We start from the raw sequence: 24,117 nt of genomic DNA on the forward strand, positions 1-24,117 counted from the left end.
CATGACGACACCGCCGCCAGACAAGCCCGAGGGCGAGACGCCGAAGAAAAAGCGCAAGAAGCGCAAAAAGCCGCCGCATGTGGCCGCGGACATGACGAGCGCGGGCGGGCGGCTGCGTGCGCAGCGTGAGCTGATCCTTGGCGATCATGGCTTCCTGCGCGAGGGTTTCCAGAACCTGCACCAGATCAGCCCGGAGATGTGGCGCTCGAACCAGCCCAATCCGCGGCAGGTCGCCGAACATGCCGCAGCGCGCGGTATCCGCACCATCATCAATCTGCGCGGGGAAAGCACGAAGGGCTATTATCTTCTGGAGAAGGAAGCCTGTGACGCGGCTGGCATCAAGCTGGTCGATTTCCAGGTCTTTTCACGCGACACGCCGACGGTGGAGACAATCGAGGCGGCGCGTGACCTCTTCGAAACCATCGACTATCCAGCGCTGATGCATTGCAAGTCCGGGGCGGACCGGGCCGGGCTGATGAGCGCGTTCTACATGATCTTCCGCCAGGGCCAGCCGGTGAAGAAGGCGCTGGAGCAGCTGTCGGGCAAATATCTTCACGTCAAATCCGGCAAGACCGGTATGCTGGACGCGTTTTTTGAAGCCTACCTCAAGGATACTGCCGAGAGCGGAAAATCTTTCATGGACTGGGTGCGCGAAGACTATGACCGTATGGCGGTGAAGACCGACTTCCTTGAGCGGCGCAAGGGCCGCCTTAGCTGGGACAGGCTTCTGCGCCGCGAATGACCTGATTGCGCTGGCATTGGCAGGAATTTCGTGAAATTATCGAGCCTTAAATAGGAATTACCAAAGGACTTATTCCGATGAAAAAGTTTGTACTCGCATCTGCTGGCCTTCTTGTTCTGGCCGCTTGCGGCGGTGGCAATCATGAGGCCATCGTCGACTCATGCGTCGAGGACGGCGGCATGAACAAGGAAGCCTGCGAGTGCATGGCCGATGCGGCCAAGGAAAACCTGGATTCCGACCTCTACAACAAGTTTGCCAAAGCGGCGCGCGAAGGGGATTCGGCTGCAGAGGACATGATGAATGATCTGTCGCCTGAACAACAGGGCCAGTTCGTCAGCTTCGTGATGCAGGCAGGGCTCTCCTGCAGTGCAAATCAGTAAGTTTCCACGGGGAAGAACCGGCAACGCAGTTGCTGGTTCTTCCGCCAGTGGCTGCAGCAGGCACGACGCAGCAGAATGACCGCCTCCACCCTGCAGACCGCATCCATTTCGAGGGACGCCATCGCCAATGCGCGCGCCGTTGCATTTGCGACGCTGCCGGGGCTTTTCCTGCTGGCGGCGGCGGTGGCGGGGCAGACCTATGTGAACCGGCTGGCGCAGGCGGGCGGTGAGCCGTTCTTTTACTGGACGCTGCTGGGCGCGGTGGTCATCTTCACGGGCAGTTTCTGGTCCGCCACCATGTACAGGCGGCTGTTGCCGGAAGCAGGCACGGGCAGCACGATGCGGGACACGATCAGGCTGTTTGCCGCGAACCTGGCGGTCTATGCCTTGTTCGCCATCCTGATCTTTCTTCTGATGCTGTTCTTCTCGATCTTTTCGAGCGTGCTGATCGATGCCTCCGGCTATGACCCGTCGCAGGGCGGACAGTCAGCGGGTGACATCTGGCGCTCTGTTGAGGCGCTATCGGACTCCGGGGCGGCGATCATTCTCTATGCCCTGCTGGTGATCGCTGCTGGCGCGCTGGTCTGGCTGGGGCTTCGCCTCTTCCTGTTCGGCGCGGCAACGGTGGCAGAGCGGCATGTCACCATATTCAGAAGCTGGCCGTGGACGTCAAAACACGTGGCGAGGATCGCGCTTCTCTGGGTGGGCCTTCAGTTGATTCCGTGGCTTGTCCTGTCGCTGGTGGCCTCCCTTGTCCTGCATGTGGGCGGGGGAACGGTGATCGTCAGCGTCTATGCCCTGCCGCCCGGCGCCGGGGCCGAGCTTGGCGATGCGGCCTTTGCCGGCCTGGTCGGCCTGTGCGTGTTTCTGCTCGCGCCATTTTACTGGCTGGGACACGGCCTTTCGGCCGCGCTTTACCAGAGGCTGTCGCCCAATCGCGTTGACGCTGATATGACGTTTGGCTGAGGGCTCACCTTAAGGGGAAAAGGCGGCTGGGGGGAGGGCGTCGTGACTCATCGTTTCAGTTTCGCCAATGCCCTTTTCCATTTCGCGCGGGCAAGCGGACCGGGCGGCTTCATCTGGAAATATGCGCTGACCTATCTTGCCGGCGTGACGCTGATGGCGGGTCTGGCCTATTTCCTGTTCCAGCCGTTGATCAAAGTGGCCTTCGATACGGCGCTGCGCGCGGCGCAAGGACTGATCGCGGGAGAAGAGGTGGAAATCATCCTCACGCGTGAGGTGACCGGGATGGTGGGCCGGATCGCCTTTTCATGGATCCTGCTCATTATCCTTGGCGTGCTGTTCTGGGTGGTCTTCGAAGCAGCGATCCACCGGCGCTATGTGCGCGAGGAAGGCTTCCGGCTCAGCTTGGGCGGCGATGAGCTGCGCCTGCTGCTGGTGGGGCTTCTGTGGTTTGTGTTCTTTATCATCAGCTATCTGCTGAGCCTCATCCTTGCAGGCATATTGATTGCCATCTTCGTCACCATCGGGGATGGCGAAACATTCTTTCTGGGCCTTGGGTTTCCCGCTGTCTTCCTTGTTACGGGACTGGCCTGGGCCTATGTCGCGGTCCGCCTGTCACCCGCCTCGGCGCTGACGGTGCGCGACCGCAGGGTCCACTTCTTCCATGCATGGGGTGCAAGCCGCGGGCGCGTCCTGCCGCTCTTCTTTGCCTATGCCATCCTGGCCGTGGCGTTCTGGTTCATCTTTACCATCGCCTATTCGGCTGGCGCAGCGGCGCTGGTGGCAACATTGATGTCGAATTTCAATGATATCGACCAGATGGAAGCCAATCCGGCAGAGGTGCTGATGTTCTTCCTGAAGGCCGAGTTCCTTGCACCGGCCATAGGTACCTATGTCGTGCTGCTCATGCTGCAGGGCCTGTTTTTCTATGTCTGGGCCGGCCCTGCGGGTCTTGCGGCAAAGACCGACCCGCGCGGTGGCGGGACCGCGCAGGCGCCGGACGTATTTGCATGAGCTAGATGAGGAGGGCGGCGCTACTCCGCCGCCTTCTGGGCTTTCAGGCGTTTGGCATAGGCGGCGCGTCGTTCATCCTGGCGCCGGAAGGTCTCGGCGAGGAAACGGCCGGTCCAGCTATCCTTCTTGGCGGCAACTTCTTCCGGTGTGCCGATGGCGACGATCTTCCCGCCCCCATCGCCGCCCTCAGGGCCGATATCGATGATATGGTCAGCGGTCTTGATGACGTCGAGATTGTGCTCGATCACGAGAACGGTGTTGCCGGAATCGACCAGCTCATGGAGCACTTCGAGGAGCTTGCGCACATCGTCGAAATGCAGGCCCGTTGTCGGCTCATCCAGAATATAGAGCGTCTTGCCGGTGGCGCGTTTGGACAGCTCCTTGGCGAGTTTGACGCGTTGGGCCTCGCCGCCTGAGAGCGTCGTCGCCTGCTGGCCGACCTTGATATAGGAAAGACCGACGCGGTTCAGCGTTTCCATCTTGGACTGGATGCTGGGCACGGCGTGGAAGAATTTCTCAGCCTCCTCCACCGTCATGTCGAGCACGTCGGCGATGGACTTGCCCTTGTAGAGAACCTCCAGCGTCTCGCGGTTATAGCGCTTGCCGTCACAGGTCTCGCAGGTGACGTAGACATCCGGCAGGAAGTGCATCTCGATCTTGATCACGCCGTCGCCCTGACACGCCTCGCAGCGACCGCCCTTCACATTGAAGGAGAAGCGGCCTGGCTTGTAGCCGCGCGCCTTGGCTTCGGGCAGGCCGGCGAACCAGTCGCGGATCGGGCCGAAGGCACCGGTATAGGTCGCCGGGTTGGAGCGCGGCGTGCGGCCGATGGGCGACTGGTCGATATCGATGACCTTGTCGAGATGGTTCAGCCCTTCGAGGCCCTCATAGGGGGCAGGGGCCTGCGAGGCACCATTCAGCTTGCGGGCCAGCGCCTTGTAGAGCGTCTCGATGATAAGCGTGGACTTGCCACCCCCGGAGACGCCTGTAATTGCCGTGAACGTGCCGAGCGGGATGGTCGCGTCGACATTCTTGAGGTTGTTTCCGGTCGCGCCTTTTATGGTCAGCGAGCGGGATTTCTTCTTGAGGCGCCGCTTGGGCGGAATGGCAATCTCTTCCTTGCCATTGAGGAAGGCGCCGGTGAGGCTGTTTTCATCGGCGATGATCTCTTCCGGCGTCCCCTGGCTGACAATCTCGCCGCCATGGACACCGGCGCGCGGGCCCATATCGATGACATGGTCGGCCGTGAGGATGGCGTCTTCATCATGCTCCACCACGAGCACCGAATTGCCGAGGTCGCGCAGGCGTTTCAGTGTTTCCAGCAGGCGTTCATTGTCGCGCTGGTGAAGGCCGATGGAGGGTTCGTCGAGGACATAAAGCACGCCCTGAAGGCCCGAGCCGATCTGGCTGGCAAGGCGGATGCGCTGGCTCTCGCCGCCCGACAGGGTGCCGGATGCGCGCGATAGCGAGAGATATTCGAGGCCCACCGCGTTGAGGAAGATCAGCCGGTCATTGATCTCTTTAAGGATGCGGGTCGCGATTTCCTTCTGCTGGTCATTCAGCGTGTCGACGACCTGCGTAAACCAGTCGCCGGCATGCTTGATCGAGAATTCGGCCGCATCCGAGATGTCCAGATTGTCGATCTTCACGGCCAGGGCTTCGGGCTTCAGACGCTTGCCATTACAGGCCGGGCAGGGGGCGGCGGACTGGAATTTCGAGATCTCGTCGCGCGCCCACTGACTGTCGGTCTCGCGGTAGCGGCGATTGAGATTGGGGATGACGCCCTCAAAGGTTTTCTTCACCTCATAGCGGCGCAGACCATCATCATAGACGAACTGGATTTCCTCATCGCCGGTGCCGTTGAGGATCACGTCGCGCACGGGCTGTTTGAGCTTGTTCCAGGCGGTGTCGAGGTCGAAATCGTAATGGTCGGCAAGCGCCTGCAGCGTCTGAGTCTGATAGGGAGAGGCAGCGCGTGCCCAGGGAGCGATGGCGCCCTTGGCAAGGGAGAGATCCTTGTCCGGTACGACGAGTTCCGGGTCCACTTTTGACTGTTCGCCGAGCCCGTCACAGGCCGGGCAGGCGCCGAACGGATTGTTGAACGAGAAGAGGCGCGGCTCAATCTCCGGAATGGTGAAACCGGAGACAGGACAGGCGAAATTGGCCGAATAGGTGATGCGCTTGTGCTCTGTCTCACCTTCTTCGAGGTCTGCGTATTCCAGAACGGCGATGCCATTTGCGAGGCCGAGGGCGGTCTCAAAGCTCTCGGCGAGACGCTGCTCCATGCCTTCGCGGATGACGACCCGGTCCACGACGACGTCGATGTCGTGCTTGAACTTCTTGTCGAGCGTGGGCGGGCTTTCGAGGTCGTGGAACTCGCCATCCACCTTCACGCGCTGGAAGCCGTTCTTAAGGAGCTCTGCGAACTCTTTCTTGTACTCACCCTTGCGGCCACGGATCATCGGCGCGAGCAGGTAAAGACGGGTCTTTTCCGGCAGGTCCATCGTCCGGTCGACCATTTCAGAGACGGTCTGGCTCTGGATGGGGAGGCCCGTGGCCGGCGAATATGGAATGCCGACGCGCGCCCAGAGAAGACGCATATAGTCGTAGATCTCGGTGACGGTGCCGACGGTCGAGCGCGGATTCTTCGACGTTGTCTTCTGCTCGATGGAGATGGCGGGCGAGAGCCCTTCAATGCTCTCCACATCCGGCTTCTGCATCAGCTCCAGGAACTGGCGCGCATAGGCAGAAAGGCTCTCGACATAGCGCCGCTGGCCCTCAGCATAGATCGTGTCGAAGGCAAGCGAGGATTTGCCCGAACCGGACAGCCCCGTCAGCACGACGAGCTTGTCGCGGGGAATGTCGACATCGACATTCTTCAGATTGTGTTCTTTCGCGCCGCGCACGCGGATCATGCGAAGATCGGGTGACGTCATCGACATAGCCTTTCGGGACCGCGCCTCGTCTTGCGTTGAAGTATCATGTGTAACTGGAGTCCAGCTTGACGACCAGAACAAAAAATGAACATTATGCCGTCTGCAGCCATTTAGGCTGCCGATTGTGGAAATATGGGGTGTGAGGGCGACAGGCGCCAAGTGACGTATTACACCCAAGGCTGGATTCGAAGCCGTAATGAATGGAGCGCGACATGGCAGGCTCAGTGAACAAGGTCATCCTTATTGGCAATCTGGGCGCCGACCCGGAAGTGCGTCAGTTCCAGAATGGCGGCCAGGTGTGCAATCTGCGCATTGCGACCTCCGACACCTGGAAAGACAAGAATACCGGGGAGCGCCGCGAGCGCACCGAATGGCATCAGGTCGCCATCTTCTCCGACGGTCTGGTCCGGGTGGCACAGAATTACCTGAAGAAGGGCTCCAAGGTCTATATCGAGGGCAAGCTCCAGACCCGCAAATGGCAGGATCAGAGTGGCAATGACCGCTATTCCACCGAAGTCGTCCTGCAGGGCTTCGACGGCACGCTGGTGATGCTGGATAGCGCCGGCGGTGGCCAGGGCGGCGGCGGTGGCGGCCGTATGGGCGGCGGCGGCTATGGTGGCGGTGGCGGCGGTGGTCCGCGTCAGCTTGACGGTCCGCCGCAGGATTTCAATCAGGACTTTGAAGACGAGATCCCGTTCTAGGGCAGGCCCTTCTGGGTCTCGGGTGTCGCTGGCCGCTGGCCGGCTCGGCTTCCGGGTCGATGCCGTCAGACTGAGCCACGTCGCAGTCCCAGGGAACGCCTCGTCAGGCTGGCCGTTTTTACCCGGTCTGACGGGAGCTTCCAGAACATGATCAAATACGCCCTTATCCCTTTTGCCTGCCTTGCCATGACCGCCTGCGGGCCCGGCGGCGAGTCCGTCAACGTCTCTGACGCGACCGGGAACGAGGCCAGTATGGGCAGCGATAAGTCCTCTCTGGTGGACAATGCCATCGAGGATGAGGCTGCAGCCGGTGAGGAAGACCAGCCTGTCGATCCTTCCATGCCACCCGTCGATGCCGGCGATCCTGCGGACGTGGCTCAGCGCTGGGCCGATGCGCTGGAATCGCGTGAGTGGGAAACGGCACGTCAGGTCTGGGGCGAAAGCGGCATGGCGAGCGGTATGGATGCCGAAGAGTTCGAAGTCGCGTTCAGCAAGTACCGCACCATCGATATCAGCTTCGGCGAAGCGCGTAAGGAAGGTGCTGCCGGGACGCTCTATTATGAGGTGCCGGTCACCATGGAAGGCGAGCTGGACAATGGCGATGCCTATCGGATGGAAGGCCCGCTTCTCCTCAGCCGCGTGAACGATGTGCCCGGCGCGTCAACCGAAGAGCGCAAATGGCATATCGAGATGAGCGACCTGCGCCCGCGGCCCGTCGATCAGTCTGAAGAAGCGGAGCGATAGGCTCTAGCTCATCCCGCGATAGCGGCCGGGGCGGTGATTGATCGCGACGGTGAGATTCAGAACGAACGCGCCGACGATAGACAGTGCCACGAGCTTCAATGGCAGCATGAAGAGCGCGACCACCAGGATGATCAGGTCGACGATGAGCTGAAACAGGCCTGCCCGGATGATGCCGCGGTCCTGCAGGAATTGGGACAGGATCGTCACCCCGCCAATGCCCGCGCGGTGGCGCAGCAGGACGACAAGGCCCACCCCCATCATCGCCGCGCCAGCAACAGCGGCGTAGGCTGGCGCGAGAAAGTCGAAATCCACCCACATTGGCAGAAGCCGTGTCTGAACTGAGACAAGCGCGACGGAGGCGAAGGTGCGGAGGGTGAAGCCCCAGCCCATGCGCAGGATGGAGAGCGCGAAGAAGGGCAGATTCAGGACAAAGAAGACCGGGCCAAAGGTCAGCGAGGTGGCGAACTCGACCAGCAGGCTGGTGCCGGCAACGCCGCCGGTGATCAGCATCGCCTCACTGTACATGATGACACCGAAACTGAGCAGCAATGTGCCGAGGACAAGCGCCTGCACATCCTCATACCATTTGTGGGGGACAATGGGCGCGTCGGTTTCGGATGTATCAGCCATTCGCGCTATTTGCCCGGGCAGGACGCAAGGTCAAGGCGTATAGATCTGAACTGCCGCACTTGTCTGGTTGCCGCCGCGCTGCGCGGCACCGCCGATAAGATAGATATCACCGCCAAGCGCGACACCGCCAAGGCCATGGCGGGGCTTTGGCATGTCTGCAAGACTGGCCCAGCTATCGCGATCTGGATCATAGACCCAGGCATCGGGGTAGACGCCGCCTCCGTCCTCAAACCATTCGCCGCCAAAGGTGTAGAGTTTTCCGTCCACAACGCCGCTGGCAAGGCCGCCCTGTCCCTTTGGCATGGGCGCCAGTGTTTCCCAGCGGTCGGTGGCGGGATCATAGGCCTCGTGCACCGGTGTATTGCCGTCCTCGACCGTGCGGCCCGCCACGACATGCAGGCGTCCGTCGATAACGCCGCCTGCTGCGCTGTTGCGCGGATAGGCCATGGGCGCGAGGCGGTCCCAGTGTGAGCCATCGAAAGCGAGCAGGGCTGCGGTATCTGCGTGGTCGTTCCAGTCGAGGTTTCGGCTTGCTGCCGGCTGGCGCCCACCGGCGAGGTAGAGTGTCTGGCCGATCACGCCAGCTGTGCTTTCGCCGTTCGGGCCGGGCAGGGCCGGGGCATCGGTCCAGGTGTCTGCGGCCTCATCGTAACGCCAGGCTGTGGACTGCATCTGCCAGCCCCCCTCCGGTCCTGCCTCGAACCCGCCAATACAATAAAGGCTGCCCGCCAGACTGACGAGCTGCGGGTGATGGCGGGGTGTGGGAAGGGCGCCGCGTGGTTGCCAGATCCCGCTCTCGGGGTCGAGCGCGTGATGCGCATCGGTCGGGCCTGTGATCGCGCCGTCTTCTGCGATGAAGCCGCCCGCTAAGTGGATGCGGCCGGCGTGTTCGCAGGGATAGATTTCCTGAACCGGGAAGGGCAGGGCCGGCCCGCTGCGGTAGCTTCCGGAGGCGTCCGCGTTCTGACGTCGCGCCGGGTGGGCGGCGCAGCCAGCAATAAGCCCCGCGCCAATAAGCTGAAGCGACTGGCGGCGTGTCTGTGAAAATCGCATCCGGTGGTCTCCCTTGTCCTGCCCGGAGACTAGGCGCATCCGCCTCGACCGCAAGGCTGCCGGGCCGGTATGTCCTGTCCGGCTTTGTCCGTTCCGGGCGACGCTGCGTGAGGCCTGTGCAGGGGGCTCATTCCCGCCTAGCCTCAGCGAAAGACAAGATAAGGGAGAGAGACATGGCGATTGATTTCACGATTCCGGAAGAGGCGAAAAAGGTCCGCGAGAAGGTGCGCCAGTGGGTGCAGGATGAGTGTATCCCGGCCGAAAAGCGGCTCGAGAATGGTGAGGACTACAAGACCGTCCTCAACGAGCTGCGCGCCAAGGCGCGCAAGCAGGGCCTGTGGCTGCCCTTCATCCCCGAGGAGCATGGCGGCATGGGGCTTGGCCCGCTGGCCAATGCGCTCGTCCAGATGGAGCTTGGGCAGAGCCATCTCGGCGCCCTGTCCATGAATTCGCAGGGGCCGGATGATGCGACCATGCTGACGCTGCTGGCGCATGGCACGGACTATCAGAAAGAGAAATTCCTCAAACCCATCCTGAATGGCGAAAAGCGCGTCTGCTATTCCATGACGGAGAAGGCGGCGGGCGCCGATGCGACAGGCATGCAGACGCGTGCCGAGAAGGACGGCAACAGCCACTACGTTCTGAATGGCGAGAAATGGTATTCCTCCGCCGCCAGCGTCGCCGATATCGCGGTGGTCATGGCGAAGACGAACCCGGAGGCGCCGCGCCATGAGCAGTTCTCGACCTTTATCGTCGAGCTGCCGAATGAGGGGTACAATATCGTTCGCGATATCCCGACCATGGCCGTGCACGGCCCTCTCTATGAGATGATGGGCGGCGGCCATGCCGAGGTGAAGCTCGAGAACCTTCGCGTGCCGCAGGAGAATTTGCTGGGCGGCGAGGGCAAGGGCTTTGCCATGGGCCAGCACAGGCTGGCCTATGGCCGGCTGCGCCACGGCATGCACAATGTTGCGATGGCGCAGCGCGCGCTGGACCTTGCCACAGAGCGCGTGACCAGCAGGTCCACCTTCGGCAAGGGGCTGGAGGATCGCCAGGGCGTCCAGTTCATGCTGGCCGAATGCGCGAGCCAGCTCTACATCGCGCGCCTCATGCTGATGCATATCGCCTACAAGGCGGAGAATGGCATGGACCTTCGCCAGGAGAACGGCATTGCCAAGGTCTTTCTTGCGAACATGGTTCACAAGGTCGTCGATACCGCCATCCAGCTGCACGGGGCGCTTGGCTATTCGCTCGATACGCCGCTTGCTGCCTGGTACACCCATATCCGCTCGCAGCGGCTCGTGGACGGGCCGGATGAGGTCCACAAATGGATCACCGGCAAGAACGTCATCAGGGCCTTCAAGAAGGACGGAACGACGGCGGCGGCGGCGGGCGGCGACCTGTTGTAGTCACGCGTCTTTCGGGCAAGCTGAGGACCTGGCCGGGGCGCTGCTGAAAAGCGGCGCCCCGGTTTGTATAGGCGGGGGCAGCCTGCTAGTCTGAGAGCCAATGATTGCGGGCGATTCGACGCCTGCTTGAGGCAAGAAGAGGCATATAAGCCCGTGAGTGACGAAAACACGCCGCCAGAAGAGCCGGAAACCCCACAGGCACCGCATGAGGATGGCATAGACCCCATCGATATCGAGGATGAGCTCAAGCGCTCCTATCTCGACTATGCGATGAGTGTCATCGTCAGCCGGGCGCTGCCGGATGTGCGCGACGGGTTGAAGCCGGTGCACCGCCGCATCCTGTATGCGATGCAGGTCAACGGCAACACGCCGGACAAGGCGCACAGGAAGTCTGCCAATATCGTCGGTGCTGTGATGGGGGCCTATCACCCGCATGGCGACAGCGCGATCTACGACGCGCTCGTGCGCATGGCGCAGCCCTTCTCCATGGGTCTGACGCTGGTCGATGGCCAGGGCAATTTCGGCTCGATCGACAATGATCCGCCAGCCGCCATGCGTTACACCGAATCGCGCCTGACGAAGGCGGCGCAGTACCTGCTGGCCGATATCGACAAGGATACGGTGCCTTTCCAGGACACTTATGACCAGGAAAACAAGGAGCCGATGGTCCTGCCGGCGCAGTACCCGAACCTCCTTGTGAATGGCGGCGGCGGCATTGCTGTCGGCATGGCGACGAACATCCCGCCGCACAATCTGGGCGAAGTGGTCGATGCCACGCTGGCCATGATCGACGAGCCGGGCATCGATGACGAGGCGCTGCTGGAAATCGTGCCGGGGCCGGACTTTCCAACAGGCGGTCTGATCCTCGGGCATGCGAGCTCCCGCAAGGCGTTGCTGGAAGGGCGCGGCTCTGTCCTGATGCGGGCACGCACAGAGATCGAGGACGTTAAGTCCGGGCGCCAGGCCATTGTTGTTTCAGAGATTCCCTATCAGGTGAACAAGGCCACAATGGTGCAGAAGATTGCCGAGCTGGTCCGCGACAAGCGGGTCGAGGGGATTGCAGACCTGCGCGACGAATCCGACCGTCATGGCATCCGTGTCGTGGTCGAGATCAAGAAGGATGCGAGCCCGGAAGTGGTACTCAACCAGCTTTTCCGTTTCTCCCCGCTGCAGACATCTTTCCCGGTCAATATGCTGGCGCTGAATGGCGGGCGTCCGGAACAGCTCAATCTGCGCGCTGTCCTGCAGGCCTTCATCCAGTTCCGTGAGGAAGTGGTCGCGCGGCGCACCAAGTTCGAGCTGAACAAGGCGCGCGACCGCGCCCACGTCCTGGTCGGCCTTGCGCTGGCAGTTGCGAACATCGATGAGGTCATTCGCATCATCCGCAGCGCACCTGACCCGAACGCGGCGCGTGAGCAGCTGCTTGCGAAAGCCTGGCCGATCATGGATATGGGGCCGCTGCTCGACCTGATCGCTGACAAGCGCACGCGCCGCGGTGATGGCGATACGATCTATCTGTCCGATGAGCAGGCTCGCTCCATTCTGGCGCTGCAACTCTCCCGCCTCACCGGCCTCGGCCGTGACGAAATTGGCAGCGAAGCCAAGGGCCTTTCGGACAAGATTGCCGACTATCTCGACATTCTTCGCTCGCGCCCGCGCATCCAGGACATCATCCGCGCTGAGCTGCGCGAGGTGAAGGAAAAGTTCGCCGTCCCGCGCCGGTCAGAGTTCACCTTTGCCGATGCTGACCTTGACGATGAAGACCTCATCGAGCGCGAGGACATGGTGGTGACCGTGACGCATGGCGGTTACGTCAAACGCGTGCCGCTCTCGACCTACCGCACCCAGCATCGCGGCGGGAAGGGGCGTTCCGGCGTCTCGATGAAGGACGAGGATTTCGTCACGCGGCTCTTCACCGCGAACACCCATACCGAGATCCTGTTCTTCAGCTCCGAAGGCATGGTCTACAAGGAGAAGGTCTGGCGTCTGCCCGTTGGCTCGCCGCAATCGCGCGGCAAGGCGCTGGTCAACATCTTCCCGCTCGCCAAGGATGAGCGCATTGAAAGCGTCATGCCGCTCCCCGATGACGAGGAGAGCCGCAACTCGCTGGATGTGATGTTCGCGACCCGTTCGGGCACGGTGCGGCGCAACAAGCTGTCTGACTTCATCCGGGTCAACCGGAACGGCAAGATCGCCATGAAGCTCGATGAGGGCGATGGCATTGTGTCGGTCCGCATCTGCTCTGAAGACAATGACATCATGCTGACCACAGCGCTGGGCAAATGTATCCGCTTCAAGGTTGACGATGTGCGCGTCTTTGCAGGCCGCAACTCGACCGGGGTGCGGGGCATAAGGCTGGAAAAGGGCGATGAGGTCATTTCCATGGCCGTCCTCCACCATATCGAGTTCAGCTCAGCTGAGGCGCGCGCCTATCTGAAACATGCCGCGGCGATGCGGCGCGCCGCCAGCGGCGAGGACGAGATCGACGAGAGCGATGCCGTTGCCGATGACGAGACCGATGATGCCGGCGAGGAAGAAGCCGCGCTGAGCCCGGAACGCATTGCCGAGATGGGCGCAGCCGAGCAGTTCATCCTGTCGATTGCCGATGATGGCATGGGCAAGCGTTCGTCCTCTTTCGACTACCGCGTTACCGGGCGCGGCGGCAAAGGCCTTGTGGCGCACAATATCTGGAGCGGTGACAAGAAGAAGGGCCCGGTCAAGAAGATCGCGCAATCCTTCACCGTCGATGACAATGACCAGGTCATGCTCGTCACCAATGGCGGCCAGCTCATCCGGACAGGCGTCGACCAGATCCGGATTGCCGGACGGGCGACGTCCGGCGTCTGGGTCCTTCGCACAAATGAAGGCGAAAGGGTTGTTTCTGTTGCGCGTCTTGTAGAAGAAGAGGAAGACGATACAGAAGAGTGAGCCTGACCCGCGCGGCTTGAAAAGCGCAGGCGGCGCAGCGCATTAGGGAGATGTCATGGAACGTGTTGGCTTGTATCCGGGGACGTTCGACCCCATCACGAACGGGCATCTCGACATAATCGGCCGGGCCATGAAACTGGTCGACAAGCTGGTCATCGGTGTTGCCGTCAATGAGGACAAGAAGCCGCTCTTCTCACTCGATGAGCGCACCGACATCGTCCAGACCGAGATTGCCAAACTGCCCAATCCGCGCGACTGCGCGATTGAGGTAAAGCCGTTCAACAATCTTCTGATGCACTTTGCCGAAAGCTGCGGTGTGCATGTCATCGTGCGGGGGCTGCGCGCCGTCTCTGATTTCGAATACGAGTTCCAGATGACAGCGATGAATGAGCAGCTGAACCGGGAGATTGAAACCGTCTTCCTGATGGCGGATGTTCAGCATCAGGCGGTGGCTTCACGGCTCGTGAAGGAAATCGCCAAACTGGGGGGCGACATCACTTCCTTCGTCACGCCAAGTGTCAGGGAAAAGCTTCTGGAGAAGTATAAGTGACACTTTCGAAATTTGCGGTCAGCGCGCTGGTTCTTGCAGGCATGGCGGGCGCAACTGCGTGCGCGCAGGAAAACGAGGCCGCGCCCGAGCCGCCTGCCTATAGCATGGACGATGTGGAAGCTGCGCCGGATATGTGGCGCAAGGCCGAGCCCGAAAACCTGATCGTCATGGATACCAGCAAAGGGCGTATCATCATCGAGATGCTGCCGGAGGTTGCCCCCGGCCATGCCGAGCAGTTCCGCACCATTGCCAGTGAAGGCAAGTGGGACGGCACCGTGTTTCACCGCGTCATCGACGACTTCATGGCACAGGGCGGCGATATCCAGGCAATGAATGGCGAAGGCTCTGGCCTGCCGGACCTGGAGGGTGAATTTACCTTCCGCGCCAAGCCGGGCGACATGCCCATGAATGTGATCGGCCCGATGGATTCGGCCACGCAGGGCCTCTATATGGGCTTTCCCATGGGGACGCAGGCGCAATTCCTGGCCGAGCTGACGGGCGATGCCAGCGTCGAGCGCTGGATCCCGCATTGTCCGGGTGTGGTGTCCACCGCGCGGACGAATGACCCCAATTCCGCCAATAGCCAGTTCTTCCTGATGCGCCATCAGGCCGAGCATCTGGACAAGCAGTACACAGCCTGGGGCCGCGTGGTTGACGGCTTTGACGTCGTGCGCGCGATCAAGAAGGGCCCGGAGCCGAACGGGACGCCGATCAGCAATCCGGACGTTCTGGAACATGCTTATCTGGTGAGCAATATGCCAGAGGATGAGCGCCCCGAGGTCTGGATCCAGCGGACCGATACCGAGGAATGGACTGCCCGCCTGGCCGAGGCCGACCAGAACGAGACCGACATCTGCGATGTGATGCGCGTTCCGGCGGTCGTTTCCGAATAGGAGGGGAGGGTGGACCTTTCCGCCTTTGCCTTCGATCTTCCAGAAGAGCTGATCGCGCTGCGGCCTGTGGAGCCGCAGGATGCCGCGCGCCTGCTCGTCGTGCATGGCGATGGGCGGCTGGAAGATGCGGGGGTGCGCGACTTGCCGCGATACCTGTCGGCGGGTGATACGCTGATCTTCAATGATACACGGGTTATTCCGGCGGCACTGAAAGGCGTGCGCCCCGCGCGCGATGAGGCTGGCTCAGATGTCCCGGTCGATGCCAATCTGGTTGAGCGGCTGGCGCCTGAGACGTGGCGGGCACTCGCACGGCCCGGCAAGCGGTTGAAGCCCGGCGATATGATCCGGTTCGGCGAGGGATTTGAAGCCATTGTCGCCGAGAAGGGCGACGGCGCGGACCTGCTGCTGACGTTCAACCGGTCGGGCGATGCACTGGACGAGGCGCTGGACGCGTTCGGGGCGATGCCATTGCCGCCCTATATCGCACGGCGCCGGGCGGCCGACGCAAGAGACCGCGAGACCTATCAGACGAGCTTTGCTGGCGATGAAGCCCAATCGGTGGCCGCGCCGACGGCAGGACTTCATTTCACCCCGCGGCTGCGCGAGGAAATCGCGGCTGCGGGGATCGGTACAGAGTGGGTACGCCTTCATGTCGGCCTCGGCACGTTTTCGCCGCTGCAGGAGAGCCAGCTTGAAAGCGGCCGGCTGCATGAGGAATGGCGCCGGGTCAGCCCGGAGGTCGCTGAACGGCTGAATGGCGTGCGGGCAGGGGGCAGGCGCCTCGTGCCGGTGGGCACCACCGCGCTGCGGACGCTTGAGAGTTCGGTGGAGGGCGGCCAGATTGTGTCCACGCTGGGGCCCACCGATATCTTCCTCAAGCCCGGCGACAGGCTGAAGGCGACCGATGCGCTGGTAACGAATTTCCATCTGCCCGAAAGCTCGCTCTTCATGCTGGTCTGCGCGCTGATGGGGACCGAGGTGATGCAGGCGGCCTATGCGCATGCAATCAAGGAAAAGTATCGCTTCTATTCCTACGGGGATGCGTGTCTGCTGTTGCCCTGATGGGCTGGTATTGCGCGCGCGCGGATAAGCGTTAGGAGCCTCGCCCATGGCGACATTTCCTTTCGAGATAAAAGCCCGCGAGGGCAAGGCGCGCACAGGTGTCCTGAAAACGCCGCGCGGCGATATCCGCACACCTGCTTTCATGCCTGTGGGCACGGCGGCGACCGTGAAAGCGCTCTATATGGACCAGGTCGCACAGGCTGGCGCGGACATCATCCTTGGCAACACGTATCATCTCATGCTTCGGCCCGGTGCCGAGCGGGTACACCGCCTCGGCGGGCTGCATGAATTCTCCGGCTGGAAAGGCCCGATGCTGACCGACAGTGGCGGCTTCCAGGTCTGGTCGCTGTCGCAGCTGCGCAAGATGGACAAGCATGGCGTGACCTTCCGCAGCCATATCGATGGCTCCGAACATCGCCTGACGCCCGCGCGCAGCATTGAGATCCAGGCCGACCTGCTCGGTGCAGACATCTCGATGCAGCTGGATGAATGTACGGACTTTCCATGCACACATGAAGAGGCCGAGCGCTCGCTGGACCTGTCGCTGGACTGGGGGGCGCGCAGCCTCGAAGCCTTCGGGGCGCGCGAGAGCCAGACACTCTTCGGCATTGTTCAGGGGTCGAATTATCCGGACCTGCGTGAGAAGTCCGCCAGGGGCGTTGTCTCACAGGGCTTTGGCGGCATCGCGCTGGGCGGGCTCGCCGTGGGCGAAGGCCATGACCAGATGTGCGACACCATCGACATGACGGTGCCGCATCTGCCGGATGAGAAGCCCCGCTATGTCATGGGGGTCGGCAAACCTATCGATCTGGTCGAAAGTGTCGCGCGCGGCATCGACATGTTCGATTGTGTCCTGCCGACGCGTGCGGGCCGTCATGGACAGGCCTGGACCTGGGAGGGGCCGATCAATCTCAAGAATGCGCGCTTCGCAGAGGATATGAGCCCTGTGGACGCGGCGGTGCCATGCCCGGCAAGCCAGGACTATACGAAGGCCTATCTTCACCACCTCATCAGGGCGGGGGAGTATCTCGGCGCCATGGTCCTCTCCTGGCATAATACGGCCTTCTTCCAGGCGCTGATGGCCGAGATGCGGCTGGCGATTGCGGAGAACAGGTTTGAGGCTCTGCGCACAGAGCTCAATGCGCGCTGGAGTTCGACGAAATCTGCGCCTCGCTCGTCCTAGCCCCGCGAAGGTCGACCGGGCCGGCGGGCGGGTCTTCTTTCTGGGCGCTTGAGGGCGCATCGCCGCGATAATCGACCAGGTTCTTGCGCTTTTGCCCTTTCGGGATGTCAGGAATGCCCTTGCAGGATTTCATCCGGCCAATCGCCTTGAGATAGGTGCGCTGGGCGTTACCGCGTTCCAGTGCGGCCTTGACCTTCTTGTCATGGCTGTTGGCCCCGCTGAGGCGTCTCACCCAGCCGCGATAGGGAATGAGGCCGCGCGCCTCCGAAGCGACCACCCCGAGCACACCATCGGAGGCCGTGTCGGCGGCTTTGTCGGACAGACTTGAGTCTTCCTGGCGCTCATGGGCGGCGTCCCAGTCTGGCGGAAGGACCGCATCGAGCTCTGCCAGGCGGCTGGTGATGTCCTCGCAGCCGAGCGTCTGTGAGACAGCATAGGGATTGTCGATATCCGCAAGGACAGGCGGGATCTCGTCCTTGCGGAGGTTGAGATCCTCAAGCGGTGACAGCGCCGCCTCTGTAAAGCCGGCGCGCGTCTGGCTGACGGCGGCGCTGGTGGCGGTTGACGCTGTCGATGCGGTCGAACTGGCGCATGCGGCGAGCAGGCCGGTAATGGGGATCAACAGAAGAAAAAGGCGCTGTTTCATGATCAGCGAATAGACACGAGCAGGAGGGCAAAATCGTGGCGTAATCCGACCTGCAATTAGGAGGTCTCAGTGCGTTGACCTCGCCCCGGCTCTCGACTAGGAACCTCGCTTCGGCGCGCCCATAGCTCAGTCGGTAGAGCAACTGACTTTTAATCAGTAGGTCACAGGTTCGAATCCTGTTGGGCGTACCATTTCCTTTCAGAACCGGTTTTCGTTCTTCAGCATCTATGAGATGCGAGGCGTCGCCTTCCTATTTTCCGTAATAGTCGCGAAACCACTCAATGAATTCGGCAATGCCGTCCTTGAACGAGGTTCTGGGGCGATGGCCTGTCAACTCCTGAAGGAGTGTCGGGTCTGCCCAGGTGGCCGGTACGTCTCCGGTCTGCATGCCCATATAGTTGCGCTTCGCCGTCTTGCCGAGGCACTCCTCGATTGCATCAATGAAGTCCAGAAGCCGGATTTTTTCGGAATTGCCGATGTTCACAATGCGAAAAGGCGCAACAGGAGACAGGCTGTCGCCTTCGGGTACTTTTCCGTCTGCCGGGCGCTCTGGAACGGTATCGATCAGAAGGCGGATCCCTCTCACCAGATCATCAACATGTGTGAAATCGCGGTACATGTCGCCGTGATTGTATATGTCGATCGACCTGTCATCGAGGATCGCGTCAACGAATTTGAACAGGGCGAGGTCGGGCCGGCCCCATGTGCCGTAGACGGTGAAAAACCGGAACATGGTGGTGGGGAGGTTGTAGAGGTGGGCATAGGAATGCGCCATGCTCTCATTGGCCTTCTTGGTCGCCGCATACATCGTCAGCTGAGTGTCGGCCTTGTCGGTTTCGCGAAAAGGCATGGCCGTATTTGCGCCATACACTGATGAGGTTGAAGCCATCAAAAGGTGACGAACCTCAAGCCGGCGCGCGGCCTCCATGACGTTGAAAGTGCCAACGATATTGGAGTTTATGTAGGCTCGCGGGTTTTCCAGACTGTGGCGCACACCGGCTTGCGCGGCGAGATGAACGATAATGTCGGGCTGGAACGCATCGGCGACTTCATCGACCTTCTCCCGATCTTCAAGCATCCCTTCAGTGGCCGAGAAGTTCGGGTGCTCAGACAGGATGGCGTGCCGCTTCTGTTTCAGGCTTACGTCGTAATAGTCAGTCATCCCGTCATAGCCCTGAACGCGGATGCCTTCGGCAAGCAGGAGACGGGCGAGGTGAAAGCCTATGAAACCAGCTGTGCCGGTAATGAGAATGCGGGGCGAGTCTGATACATCAGCCATGGTGGCTGCCCTGCCTTTCCGGCCAAAGCCAATCGGTCATCCTGCGTCTTCTCCGTCTGGAGCGATATGAGATAAGCGTGACAGGCGCAACATGGGTTGTGCGGTGGCCTTATGGGCCTGGATATGAATCCTCTCGGCACAGCCTTAAAAAAAACCCAGCGCCTCGGGAGAGGCGCAGGGCGACAGATGCTACTTCGTGACGCCTAACGATCAGACATGGATGTGCTGGAAAACGCCTTGCTTTTCGGGAACAGGCCGCGCGGTGGGGATATGGATCTCCTCAAGGCGCATGGCGCGGCGGTAGATCTGCAACGTCCGGGCGCCTAGTTGTTCACGGGTCCAGGATTTGGCCGCTTCGAGACCGGCCTTGCGCATGCTCATCATCGCGGTGCGATCATTGAAGAGCGTTGTTACCGCTTCGGCAATCGCCTCAGGCGAGCAGTCATCGGTTAGCACGCCGCATTCGTGGCGGCGCACGTGTTCCACTGCGGTCGGATCTTCAGCGCAGGCGATCAGGGGTCGACCAAAAGCCGCGGCTTCATGGTAGACGGAGCCGAATGACTGAAAGCGCGAGGGTGCGAGCACGAACTGGCAGCGCGCCAGGATGTGTGTCATCGATTCATCCGTTACGCGGCCATAGTCGAAGATCTGGTCCATCAGGCTGGCTGGCAGGCCAAGTTCGCCCGCGCGGGCATCGAGGGCCCCGTTTTCCAGCCCCATAAGGTGGAGTTCTGGAAGCGGCTCGCCTTCATCGCGGAACTGTTCTGTGACTTTCTGGAAGCCCAGCAGCACCTCATCGAAGCCCTTCCGGTGACTATCGTCACCGATATAGGCAAGGCGAAGGCGCGAATGGGCTGGGGGAAAGCTGGCTTCTGCGCCGGCCTTGCGGATCAGAGGATCGACCGAAAGCGGGGTCACCATATGGATCAGGCCCGGCGTGAGATTGTACCAGTCCCGCACAGCGTGCGCGTTGCTACGGCTGTTGGAAATGATGGCATCGGCATTGTGATTGCAGCGTGCCTCCATCCCGGCAACGATGCGGTTGGAGATCCGCTGGCCAAGCGTGGCCTCATCAGGTTCGTCCAGGCTATGTGGAGCCGAGTTTCGGATCACGATTGGCAGGCCACTATTCATCAGCATCGCGGCTGGCGCGCCCCAATTGGCAGCCTCGATCAGGTCGAAGGGGCGGCGTTCATGTTCTTCGTGCAGGCGTTCGCGGAAGGCGGCTGCCGCAGCGACATGTTCCAGTCCGGGAATTTTGCGCATCAGGCGGCGAAGGCCCGTGATGCGGCTCGCACACCCAATGACTTCTATGCGTTCGTGGTCTGTACGCACGGTGTCGTCGCGGTCCATTGTGAAAACGCGGACATTCACGCCATGCCGGGCAAGACCGTGGGCAACCTCGCAGGCGACGCGGCCTTTCGCGGTCGGAATAGGTGGGTATTCCCAGGTCAGCAGCGCGACTTCGAGTGGGGGGCTTTCTTCCGGCCCCTCAACCGGCGCGACTGGGTTGGTATAGTGCATCTGTCTCATGCCACCTCAACGCCGCATGATGTTAACGGTTGCATTCATGTCAGCAGGTGGTAGGGATGAGTGTTGCTTTCCCGACACATTCACTCTCAGGCGCCCTTAATGAGCGGGAGCTTTTGCGGCTTTTGAGGAGTTACGCTTAAGCGCTTGGTTTCTTTGACTGGTTTTCAGGCAGAGGTGACCTAGCTCCCGATATGTCAGGTCTGCGCCATTGCCCCAGTCAGTAGCGGCCGATACGTGTGAAACTGAGTTGTGGAAAGGTGTAGACTAGCACGAATGTCAAACGACAAGCCGCCATTTGACGAGATGTTTGGCACGGGCGAAGGCCCACGGGATCCCTATAAGACGTATCATCAATGGTTTGAGGGTGAGGACAACGCCAGATTGCGCCGCAAGACCGAAGAGGCCGAGCAGGCCTTCCGGCGCACCGGCATCACTTTCAACGTCTATGGCCGCGAAGAGGCCAATGAGCGGCTCATTCCGTTCGATATCGTCCCGCATATCCTGTCGAACCGGGAATGGCAGAAACTCTCGGAAGGGATCGAGCAGCGCGTACGTGCCCTGAATGCCTTTCTCCACGACATCTATCACCGTCAGGAAATCCTGAAGGCTGGCCGAATTCCGGCTCATATGATCGCCAATAATGAGGCGTACCTTCCGAAGATGATCGGCGTCGAACCGCCGGGCAGCGTCTACACTCATATCGTGGGTACCGATATTGTACGCACCGGAGAAGACGAGTTCTTTGTCCTGGAAGACAATGCGCGCACCCCGTCTGGCGTCTCCTACATGCTCGAGAACCGCGAGACCATGTTTGAGATGTTCCCTGAATTGTTCATCCAGAACCAGGTGCAACCGGTCTCGACCTATCCCAAAAGATTGCGCCGTTCTCTGGCAGCCTGTGCGCCGCCGGCCTGTAATGGCAAGCCGGTCATCGCCGTCCTCACGCCCGGCATCCACAATTCGGCCTATTTCGAGCACGCTTTCCTCGCCGACGAGATGGGCGCAGAGCTTGTCGAGGGCCATGACCTTCGCGTGATTGATGGACGCGTCGCCATGCGCACGACGCAAGGTTATACGCCGGTTGATGTGCTTTACCGCCGCGTGGACGACGCCTTTCTCGACCCGTTGAACTTCAATCCGGAATCCATGCTGGGCGTCCCTGGTATTCTGGATGTCTACAGGGCAGGGGGCATCACGATTGCCAATGCGCCGGGAACAGGGATATCGGACGACAAGGCGATCTACTCCTATATGCCGGACATCGTGGAGTTCTATACCGGCGAGAAAGCCAAGCTGCCGAACGTGCCGACATGGCGGTGTTCAGAGCCGGACTCGCTGGCCTATGTGCTCGACAATCTTGCCGACCTGGTCGTCAAGGAGGTCCACGGGTCGGGCGGCTATGGCATGCTGGTGGGACCGGCCGCCAGCCGCAAGGAGATCGCCGATTTCCGCGCCAAGCTGAAAGCCAAGCCGGATGGTTATATCGCCCAACCGACCCTCGCGCTCTCCACTGTGCCGATCTTTACCAATAAGGGCCTCGCGCCCCGCCATGTGGATCTGCGCCCCTTTATTCTGGTGTCACCCAACGGGATCGATATCACGCCGGGCGGTCTGACACGGGTTGCGCTGAAGAAGGGTTCACTGGTCGTCAACTCCAGTCAGGGCGGAGGGACAAAAGACACCTGGGTGCTTGAATCATGATGCTTGGCAAGACAGCAGGCGGGCTTTTCTGGATGTGCCGCTATCTTGAGCGCAGCGCAAACAATGCGCGCCTCATCGAAGCCGGCTCCCGGATGACAATGACGCGCTCCTCGGCGGCCGATTCCGAATGGGAGTCGGTCCTTTCAGCGGCCAACGTCAAGGCAATGTACCTTGGCAAGAATGATGCGATACAGCGCGCTTCAGTCATCGACTTTCTTCTGCGCGACCGGGAGAACCCGTCCAGTGTCATGTCGGTCGTTGAGGCTGCGCGCAGCAATGCCCGCCTCGTCCGTGTGGCGCTGACGCGTGAGGTCTGGGAAGCGGTCAATGATACGTGGATGCGCCTCAAGGATGCGCTCGCCCGCCCGGTTTCGGATGCAGACCTGCCGAATGTGCTGGAGCTTATCCGCCAGCAGAGCGCGCAGGTGCGCGGCGCGCTACATGGCACGATGCTGCGCAACGATATCTTCAATTTCTGCCGTGTCGGCACATTCATCGAGCGGGCGGACAATGTCGCCCGGATCCTCGATGTGAAATATTTCGTGCTGCTGCCATCGGTTTCGATGGTTGGCTCTTCCATCGATAATTTCCAGTGGGAAGCGATCCTGCGTTCTGCGGCGGCCGAACGCAGCTTTGCGTGGCTGAACAAGGAATCCGGCCCGCGTGCGATCGCGGAATTCCTGATCCTTGATCAGCGCCTGCCACGCTCCATTGCCTTCTGTTACACCAATATCGCGCGCAATCTGGGCTATCTTGAAGAGGGGTATGGAGAAAGCCGGCCCTCGCGCGCCATGTGCGACGAAACCCTGGCTCGCCTGACGCGTACCGATGTTGAGACCATTTTCGATGGGGGGCTGCACGAGTTCATTCAGTGGATCCTGCAGGCCAACAATGCGCTCGGCCTGCAGATCGAACAAGACTATCGCTTTTACGCCTGAAGGGAGAGCCGTGCGCCTCAAGATTGCTCATCTGACCCGGTATGACTTTGCAGAGCCGGCCCAATACGGTCTGCAGCAGATCCGTCTGACGCCGAAGACCCGGCGCGGACAGAGTATCGAGGACTGGTCGGTGACGTTTGAGGGCGCCAGGCAGCAGGTCCAGTTTGTGGACGAGTTCAACAACCAGACGCTTCTTATCGGCCTTGAAGAGGGCGCAGAATTCCTCTCGATCCGGGCTGAGGGGACGGTTCTGACCGACGACCAAAGCGGAATTGTCGGCCAGCATGGCGGCTGGACGCCATTATGGATCTACCGCCGCAAGACGCCTTTGACTGCACCTGGCGAGGCTATACGGCAGATCTCGCAGCGGGTTGGGTCAGCTTTCAACGATGAGGTCTCCAGGCTCCATGCCCTGATGATGACTGTGGCCGAACTCGTTCGTTATGAAACAGGAACAACGGGCGTGGCGACCACGGCGGAAGAGGCCGCCGCTGCCGGCAGCGGGGTATGCCAGGATCACACCCACATCTTCATTTCCTGCGCACGACTGCTCGGCTTTCCGGCCCGTTATGTGAGCGGCTATCTGATGATGGATGACCGTGTGCAACAGGATGCTTCCCATGCCTGGGCAGAAGCGTATGCTGAAGGCCTTGGCTGGGTCGGATTCGATGTGTCCAATGCCATATCGCCAGATACGCGCTACGTCGCGGTGGCGACGGGGCTGGATTATACGGATGCTGCCCCGGTCTCGGGATTGAGCTTTGGGAACGCTCAGCAGGGGTTGGAAGTGTCGGTTCAGGTGCAGCAGCAACAGCAGCAGCAATAAGAAAAA

Annotated in this window: 21 protein-coding genes and 1 tRNA gene; 16 read left to right on the top strand and 6 right to left on the bottom strand. The window is 61.0% G+C overall.

Annotation, left to right across the window (positions count from 1 at the left end; genetic code table 11):
- Window position 1 precedes the first annotated feature (1 nt).
- The 4 genes from ABNU55_RS11145 to ABNU55_RS11160 all read left to right on the top strand — a co-directional run bounded on the left by ABNU55_RS11145 (window position 2) and on the right by ABNU55_RS11160 (window position 3,099).
- Window positions 2-742 (top strand): sulfur transferase domain-containing protein, encoded by a 741-nt coding sequence (locus ABNU55_RS11145; RefSeq protein WP_290753962.1) that lies wholly within the window; start codon window positions 2-4, stop codon window positions 740-742.
- Between the two features lie 77 nt (window positions 743-819).
- Window positions 820-1,122 (top strand): hypothetical protein, encoded by a 303-nt coding sequence (locus ABNU55_RS11150; protein ID WP_290753964.1) that lies wholly within the window; start codon window positions 820-822, stop codon window positions 1,120-1,122.
- Between the two features lie 75 nt (window positions 1,123-1,197).
- A complete protein-coding gene (locus ABNU55_RS11155) occupies window positions 1,198-2,088 on the top strand; it encodes a hypothetical protein (protein ID WP_290753967.1) in 891 nt (296 codons plus the stop codon).
- Between the two features lie 42 nt (window positions 2,089-2,130).
- Window positions 2,131-3,099: a hypothetical protein gene (locus tag ABNU55_RS11160; protein ID WP_290753970.1), complete on the top strand. Its 969-nt coding sequence runs from the start codon at window positions 2,131-2,133 to the stop codon at window positions 3,097-3,099.
- 20 nt (window positions 3,100-3,119) lie between these two features.
- Here the strand turns inward: ABNU55_RS11160 and uvrA are convergent, their stop codons facing one another.
- On the bottom strand, window positions 3,120-6,035 hold the full coding sequence (gene uvrA / locus ABNU55_RS11165; RefSeq protein ID WP_290753972.1) for an excinuclease ABC subunit UvrA: 2,916 nt from the start codon (window positions 6,033-6,035) through the stop codon (window positions 3,120-3,122).
- 212 nt (window positions 6,036-6,247) lie between these two features.
- Here uvrA and ssb point away from each other — a divergent pair, with 212 nt between their 5' ends.
- Complete coding sequence (gene ssb / locus ABNU55_RS11170) at window positions 6,248-6,736, top strand: single-stranded DNA-binding protein (RefSeq protein WP_290753976.1); 489 nt, start codon at window positions 6,248-6,250, stop codon at window positions 6,734-6,736.
- A gap of 147 nt (window positions 6,737-6,883) precedes the next feature.
- Entirely contained in the window at window positions 6,884-7,480 is a 597-nt protein-coding gene (locus ABNU55_RS11175; protein WP_290753978.1) for a hypothetical protein, read from the top strand.
- 3 nt (window positions 7,481-7,483) lie between these two features.
- Here ABNU55_RS11175 and ABNU55_RS11180 read toward each other — a convergent pair whose 3' ends face one another.
- Both ABNU55_RS11180 and ABNU55_RS11185 read right to left on the bottom strand, forming a co-directional pair.
- Window positions 7,484-8,110 carry a YitT family protein gene (locus ABNU55_RS11180; protein WP_290753980.1) on the bottom strand — a complete coding sequence of 209 codons (627 nt, stop codon included), beginning with the start codon at window positions 8,108-8,110 and terminating at the stop codon, window positions 7,484-7,486.
- A gap of 30 nt (window positions 8,111-8,140) precedes the next feature.
- The gene (locus ABNU55_RS11185; RefSeq protein ID WP_290753982.1) at window positions 8,141-9,163 is read right to left on the bottom strand and encodes a kelch repeat-containing protein; all 1,023 of its coding nucleotides are present in this window, start codon (window positions 9,161-9,163) and stop codon (window positions 8,141-8,143) included.
- Between the two features lie 173 nt (window positions 9,164-9,336).
- On the opposite strand from ABNU55_RS11185, the gene ABNU55_RS11190 reads away from it, so the two are divergent.
- The 6 genes from ABNU55_RS11190 (at window position 9,337) to tgt (ending at window position 17,188) form a co-directional block, all read left to right on the top strand.
- Window positions 9,337-10,572 carry an acyl-CoA dehydrogenase family protein gene (locus ABNU55_RS11190; RefSeq protein WP_290754008.1) on the top strand — a complete coding sequence of 412 codons (1,236 nt, stop codon included), beginning with the start codon at window positions 9,337-9,339 and terminating at the stop codon, window positions 10,570-10,572.
- Between the two features lie 153 nt (window positions 10,573-10,725).
- Window positions 10,726-13,500, top strand: coding sequence for a DNA gyrase subunit A (gene gyrA, locus ABNU55_RS11195; RefSeq protein WP_290754010.1), 2,775 nt, complete (start codon window positions 10,726-10,728; stop codon window positions 13,498-13,500).
- Between the two features lie 55 nt (window positions 13,501-13,555).
- Entirely contained in the window at window positions 13,556-14,050 is a 495-nt protein-coding gene (coaD, locus tag ABNU55_RS11200; RefSeq protein WP_290754013.1) for a pantetheine-phosphate adenylyltransferase, read from the top strand.
- Window positions 14,047-14,943, top strand: coding sequence for a peptidylprolyl isomerase (locus ABNU55_RS11205; RefSeq protein WP_290756609.1), 897 nt, complete (start codon window positions 14,047-14,049; stop codon window positions 14,941-14,943). The genes coaD and ABNU55_RS11205 overlap by 4 nt, the downstream gene beginning before the upstream one ends.
- A 9-nt stretch (window positions 14,944-14,952) precedes the next feature.
- The gene (gene queA, locus ABNU55_RS11210; protein WP_290754855.1) at window positions 14,953-16,005 is read left to right on the top strand and encodes a tRNA preQ1(34) S-adenosylmethionine ribosyltransferase-isomerase QueA; all 1,053 of its coding nucleotides are present in this window, start codon (window positions 14,953-14,955) and stop codon (window positions 16,003-16,005) included.
- A 46-nt stretch (window positions 16,006-16,051) separates the two neighbouring features.
- Window positions 16,052-17,188, top strand: coding sequence for a tRNA guanosine(34) transglycosylase Tgt (gene tgt, locus ABNU55_RS11215; protein ID WP_290754854.1), 1,137 nt, complete (start codon window positions 16,052-16,054; stop codon window positions 17,186-17,188).
- On the opposite strand, the gene ABNU55_RS11220 is transcribed toward tgt, so the two are convergent.
- The gene (locus tag ABNU55_RS11220) at window positions 17,142-17,834 is read right to left on the bottom strand and encodes a hypothetical protein (RefSeq protein ID WP_290754853.1); all 693 of its coding nucleotides are present in this window, start codon (window positions 17,832-17,834) and stop codon (window positions 17,142-17,144) included. The genes tgt and ABNU55_RS11220 overlap by 47 nt on opposite strands.
- 115 nt (window positions 17,835-17,949) lie before the next feature.
- On the opposite strand from ABNU55_RS11220, the gene ABNU55_RS11225 reads away from it, so the two are divergent.
- Window positions 17,950-18,025, top strand: a tRNA-Lys gene (locus tag ABNU55_RS11225).
- 59 nt (window positions 18,026-18,084) lie between these two features.
- On the opposite strand, the gene ABNU55_RS11230 is transcribed toward ABNU55_RS11225, so the two are convergent.
- Both ABNU55_RS11230 and ABNU55_RS11235 read right to left on the bottom strand, forming a co-directional pair.
- Entirely contained in the window at window positions 18,085-19,113 is a 1,029-nt protein-coding gene (locus tag ABNU55_RS11230; RefSeq protein WP_290754852.1) for an SDR family NAD(P)-dependent oxidoreductase, read from the bottom strand.
- Between the two features lie 210 nt (window positions 19,114-19,323).
- A complete protein-coding gene (locus ABNU55_RS11235) occupies window positions 19,324-20,646 on the bottom strand; it encodes a glycosyltransferase family 4 protein (protein WP_290754851.1) in 1,323 nt (440 codons plus the stop codon).
- Window positions 20,647-20,919: 273 nt separating this feature from the next.
- Here ABNU55_RS11235 and ABNU55_RS11240 point away from each other — a divergent pair, with 273 nt between their 5' ends.
- Genes ABNU55_RS11240 through ABNU55_RS11250 form a run of 3 tightly spaced genes read left to right on the top strand, consistent with a single transcriptional unit; the run spans window position 20,920 to window position 24,111 of the window.
- Window positions 20,920-22,347 (top strand): circularly permuted type 2 ATP-grasp protein, encoded by a 1,428-nt coding sequence (locus ABNU55_RS11240; protein WP_290756603.1) that lies wholly within the window; start codon window positions 20,920-20,922, stop codon window positions 22,345-22,347.
- On the top strand, window positions 22,347-23,285 hold the full coding sequence (locus tag ABNU55_RS11245; protein ID WP_348764365.1) for an alpha-E domain-containing protein: 939 nt from the start codon (window positions 22,347-22,349) through the stop codon (window positions 23,283-23,285). The genes ABNU55_RS11240 and ABNU55_RS11245 overlap by 1 nt, the downstream gene beginning before the upstream one ends.
- Window positions 23,286-23,295: 10 nt before the next feature.
- The gene (locus ABNU55_RS11250; protein ID WP_290751954.1) at window positions 23,296-24,111 is read left to right on the top strand and encodes a transglutaminase family protein; all 816 of its coding nucleotides are present in this window, start codon (window positions 23,296-23,298) and stop codon (window positions 24,109-24,111) included.
- Window positions 24,112-24,117 lie beyond the last annotated feature (6 nt).

Origin of the sequence: uncultured Henriciella sp. (assembly GCF_964005855.1) — a bacterium.
Lineage (GTDB): Bacteria > Pseudomonadota > Alphaproteobacteria > Caulobacterales > Hyphomonadaceae > Henriciella.

Coding starts and splice junctions, on each gene's coding strand:
- tgt (WP_290754854.1), top strand. CDS start 16,052: ATGGCGACATTTCCTTTCGAGATAAAAGCCCGCGAGGGCAAGGCGCGC.
- ABNU55_RS11235 (WP_290754851.1), bottom strand. CDS start 20,646: ATGAGACAGATGCACTATACCAACCCAGTCGCGCCGGTTGAGGGGCCG.
- ssb (WP_290753976.1), top strand. CDS start 6,248: ATGGCAGGCTCAGTGAACAAGGTCATCCTTATTGGCAATCTGGGCGCC.
- uvrA (WP_290753972.1), bottom strand. CDS start 6,035: ATGACGTCACCCGATCTTCGCATGATCCGCGTGCGCGGCGCGAAAGAA.
- ABNU55_RS11190 (WP_290754008.1), top strand. CDS start 9,337: ATGGCGATTGATTTCACGATTCCGGAAGAGGCGAAAAAGGTCCGCGAG.
- ABNU55_RS11240 (WP_290756603.1), top strand. CDS start 20,920: ATGTCAAACGACAAGCCGCCATTTGACGAGATGTTTGGCACGGGCGAA.
- ABNU55_RS11155 (WP_290753967.1), top strand. CDS start 1,198: ATGACCGCCTCCACCCTGCAGACCGCATCCATTTCGAGGGACGCCATC.
- ABNU55_RS11220 (WP_290754853.1), bottom strand. CDS start 17,834: ATGAAACAGCGCCTTTTTCTTCTGTTGATCCCCATTACCGGCCTGCTC.
- ABNU55_RS11245 (WP_348764365.1), top strand. CDS start 22,347: ATGCTTGGCAAGACAGCAGGCGGGCTTTTCTGGATGTGCCGCTATCTT.
- ABNU55_RS11145 (WP_290753962.1), top strand. CDS start 2: ATGACGACACCGCCGCCAGACAAGCCCGAGGGCGAGACGCCGAAGAAA.
- coaD (WP_290754013.1), top strand. CDS start 13,556: ATGGAACGTGTTGGCTTGTATCCGGGGACGTTCGACCCCATCACGAAC.
- ABNU55_RS11185 (WP_290753982.1), bottom strand. CDS start 9,163: ATGCGATTTTCACAGACACGCCGCCAGTCGCTTCAGCTTATTGGCGCG.
- ABNU55_RS11150 (WP_290753964.1), top strand. CDS start 820: ATGAAAAAGTTTGTACTCGCATCTGCTGGCCTTCTTGTTCTGGCCGCT.
- ABNU55_RS11175 (WP_290753978.1), top strand. CDS start 6,884: ATGATCAAATACGCCCTTATCCCTTTTGCCTGCCTTGCCATGACCGCC.
- ABNU55_RS11180 (WP_290753980.1), bottom strand. CDS start 8,110: ATGGCTGATACATCCGAAACCGACGCGCCCATTGTCCCCCACAAATGG.
- ABNU55_RS11230 (WP_290754852.1), bottom strand. CDS start 19,113: ATGGCTGATGTATCAGACTCGCCCCGCATTCTCATTACCGGCACAGCT.